The organism is Halobacterium bonnevillei (assembly GCF_009831555.1).
In the GTDB taxonomy this organism is placed as follows: domain Archaea; phylum Halobacteriota; class Halobacteria; order Halobacteriales; family Halobacteriaceae; genus Halobacterium; species Halobacterium bonnevillei.
Genome location: NZ_WUUU01000246.1, coordinates 1 through 3285 on the forward strand (window position 1 = coordinate 1; position 3285 = coordinate 3285).

Annotated in this window: 4 protein-coding genes; all 4 read right to left on the bottom strand. The window is 70.7% G+C overall.

Annotated features, from left to right (window positions below; genetic code table 11):
* Positions 1-135: 135 nt before the first annotated feature.
* Positions 136-504 (bottom strand): hypothetical protein, encoded by a 369-nt coding sequence (locus GRX66_RS17685; protein WP_159527678.1) that lies wholly within the window; start codon positions 502-504, stop codon positions 136-138.
* Positions 505-629: 125 nt separating this feature from the next.
* Positions 630-2255, bottom strand: a complete 1626-nt coding sequence (locus tag GRX66_RS17690) for a GTPBP1 family GTP-binding protein (RefSeq protein ID WP_159527679.1) — start codon at positions 2253-2255, stop codon at positions 630-632.
* 155 nt (positions 2256-2410) lie between these two features.
* On the bottom strand, positions 2411-3025 hold the full coding sequence (locus GRX66_RS17695; protein WP_159527680.1) for an HAD family hydrolase: 615 nt from the start codon (positions 3023-3025) through the stop codon (positions 2411-2413).
* 81 nt (positions 3026-3106) lie between these two features.
* Positions 3107-3280 (bottom strand): J domain-containing protein, encoded by a 174-nt coding sequence (locus GRX66_RS20195; protein WP_325064184.1) that lies wholly within the window; start codon positions 3278-3280, stop codon positions 3107-3109.
* Positions 3281-3285 lie beyond the last annotated feature (5 nt).

Consider the following 3285-nt stretch of genomic DNA (forward strand, 5'->3'; position numbering starts at 1 on the left):
GGGCTCGGTCGCTCGGCGCGCGGCGCCGCGCTGCCGGCCTCCAGTCAGTGTGGGTCCACGGGGACCCCGGACCGGACGCCCGACCCCACCCCCGGACCACTCGTTCCCGGACCTCCACGCCGTCCGCGAGTGGGTTCACTCCACGAACTCGCCGTTCCGCAGGTAGAACGCCGCCTGGCCGGCGAACACGCCGACAGACGCGGCCACCGCCGACGCCACCGGGCCGGCGAACCCGTTCGCGATTGCGAGGTAGCCGCCCACGAGGCCCACGGCCGCCGTCGACCCCGCCGCGAGCGCGCCGTCCAGGACCTGTTCGTTCGCGGACTTCGCGTCGACGTACGCTTCCCTGTCGATCCGCATGCTCGTTCGTACGAGCCCGGGCGTCCCGGCCGCCAGCCCCACAGCGAGCGCGTACGGCAGCGCGACGGACATCGCGAGCCCGCCGGTCACGACCCCTGCGACGACCAGCCCCACGACGAACTCGAGCGTGTTCCGACTGACCATGCGCGGCACTCACATCGCAGGTAGGAGAAGCGTTCGGTTGCGTCGACGAACGGGACTCCGAGACGCCAGCGGCCGTCCCGAGGCTGCTGATTACGCTGGCACGCCGACCCCGTCTCGGCGTGCGGCTACTCCGGCACGCCGGTGACCGTCCCGACGCCCTTGCTGGACCCCTCGCGGAACACGAACCGCTGTCCTTTCTCCACGAGGTACGGCCGGAACTTGAACCGGACCGTCGTCTCCCCGGTGTCCCCCGGCAGTAGCTGGCCGTCCTCCGGCTCGAAGCGCGCTGCCTCCCCGATGGTCTCGAGGTGGACGACCGGCTCGTAGCCCGCGTCGATGCGCGTCGGGTGGTTCAACACCATCACCTCGGCCTCGAACTCCCGGACTGGTTCCGGCTCGGCGTCCCCCGGCAGCAACACCATGCCGCGCTCGATGTCCGCCTCGCGGACGCCCTTCAGCGCGATGCCGACGATGCGGCCGGCCTGCGCGCGGTCAACGCGGTGGTAGTGCATCTCGATGGACCGCACCTCCACGGTCTGAAACTCGCCGTCCGGGAACGGCCCGAGTTTGAGTTCGTCGCCGGCTTCCACGGTACCGGACTTCACGGTGCCGGACGCGACAGCCCCGACGCCGGTCACTTTGTAGGTGCGGTCGATGTACATCCGGAACGGCCCGCTGGCCGCCGTCGTCTTCGGTAACCGCTCGAAGGCCTCGTCGAGGACGTCCAGACCCTCCATCGTTACCGCGCTCGTGCGCACGATGGGGACGACGTTGTCGCCGATCTCCTCGACGGCGGCGTCGACGCCGTGGCGCTCGACCGGCAGCGGCGTCCGGCCGGTGTTCCGGAGCAGGCGCTCGACTTCCCGTTCCACCTCCGCGACCCGGTCGTCGTCCACCAGGTCCGTCTTCGTGATGGCGACGATGGTCGGCAGGTCCGTCGCCAGCAGCACGCCGATGTGCTCTCTGGTCGTCTTCGTCGGGCCGTCGTCGGCCGCCACCGTCAACAGCCCGTAGTCGAGTTTCTGGCCGACGAGGCCGCGAATCGTCGTCGACAGCCACGGCTCGTGGCCGACGGTGTCGACGAACGAGACGACGCGGTCGGCCTCCTCGACGACGGCGGCGCGCTCGTCCTTCCGGTCGGGGTTTCGCACGCGCATCGGACCCTCGCCGTCGAATCCGTACACGCCGTAGGAGAGGTCTGCGGACAGGCCGCGCTCGACCTCGTGTGGCTGGACGTCGAGGAACTCCCGCGTGTCGCCGTCGCCGTCGTCGGGATTCCCCGTCACGAGGCTCCCGACGAGCGTCGACTTCCCGTGGTCGACGTGGCCGGCCGTGCCGACGATGAGGTGGTCGTCGTCCGGGGTCAGCGACGCGCCGTCCCTGACAGTCGCGACGCCGACGATGCCCTCCTCGGGGTCGTCAGTGGTGTCGCGGACGCTGTCGACGCCCCACGTCTGGACGTCAGCGATGTGTGCGCCCGCCTCCTCGGCGAGCAGGCTCAGCACGTCCATCGTCTCCGAGAACGTCTCCGGGGAGACGCCTGCCAAACCGCCGTCGTCGGTGACGCCGAGCACGTACTCGGCCTCCCCGTCGCCGGAGAGGACGCGGTGGCGGAGTTGCGCGGCCAGACTCTCCATCCGGCCGTCGGCGAGGTGGACCTCGCGGCTGAACCGTTCCTTGAATTCGACGCTGCCGCCCTCCTGCTCCCCGCGGTCGAGCGCGCGGACCAGTTGGGCACGGTCACGCCCCATGCAGGCGACTTGGGTAGAAGCGGGTAAAAGCCTTCCCCGGGTAGCGGCCCGGAGACGTACAGAGACGCCGGGTTCGGACGTTGTGACGAGCGTGCCGACTCCCTCCGGCCTGCTCGCGCGCTCCGGCTCGGCCGACCGAACTGTCGGCCCGAGACTTACTCCCAGCCGAGAGCGGCGGGAACGTCGCCGAGGGTGCCGCCCTCGTAGCGAGTCGCCGCCCAGCCGACGTTCGCAGCGCCGTCCACGTCCGCGTCCGAGTCGCCGACCATGCCGTACGCGCCCGCTTCCAGTCGGTCGGCGGCGCGCTCGAACGGCGCCGGATGCGGCTTGTGGTGGCCGACCTCGTAGGAGGCAACCACGGCGTCGACGTACTGGTCGAGGCCGTGCGCGGCGAGTTTCTCGCGTTGCCACTCCGGGTGGCCGTTCGTCAGCACGCCGACGCGGTAATGCTCGCTGTCTGCCAGCGTCCCCAGAACGTCGGCTGCATCAGGCGTGGGCGCCAGTGACTCCACTTCCGCGCGCAGGAGCGCGTCTCGGAGCTCTTCGACCCCGCCGTCGAAGTCCGTCGTCTCCGTGGCGTACCGTGCGCCGTGCCTGTAGGGCTCTGGCTCGCAGTCCGGGAATCGTTCGAGGAAGCCCTCGTTGTACGCCGACACCCAGGCGTCGGGAGCGTCGCCGGCCACGTCCTCGAAGGCCGCCGCGATCGCGTCTCCGATGTCCCGCTCCATGTGGAGGAGCGTCCCGTCCAGGTCGAACCAGATCGCGCGCATACCGGTGTTCGCCGCCTGGCAGGGGTAACTGTTTTGCCGGCGAGCGCCTCGGTCCCACGACCCCGTGCAGCCGGCCGACGGTCACGCGTCCCGCTTCAGTCGCTCGTAGGCCTCGTTGACGCGCGTGAACTCGGCCTCGTCGCCGCCCCGGTCCGGGTGTAGCTCGCGGACCTTCCGGCGGTACGCCGCCTGCAGTTCGTCGTCGTCGACGCCCGGTTCGACGTCCAGCACCCGGTAGTCCTCGCGCCGCGGCACAGTCG

Bases quoted from the DNA above. Each gene is read 5' to 3' on its own strand.
- GRX66_RS17685 (WP_159527678.1), bottom strand. From the start codon at position 504: ATGGTCAGTCGGAACACGCTCGAGTTCGTCGTGGGGCTGGTCGTCGCA.
- GRX66_RS17690 (WP_159527679.1), bottom strand. From the start codon at position 2,255: ATGGGGCGTGACCGTGCCCAACTGGTCCGCGCGCTCGACCGCGGGGAG.
- GRX66_RS17695 (WP_159527680.1), bottom strand. From the start codon at position 3,025: ATGCGCGCGATCTGGTTCGACCTGGACGGGACGCTCCTCCACATGGAG.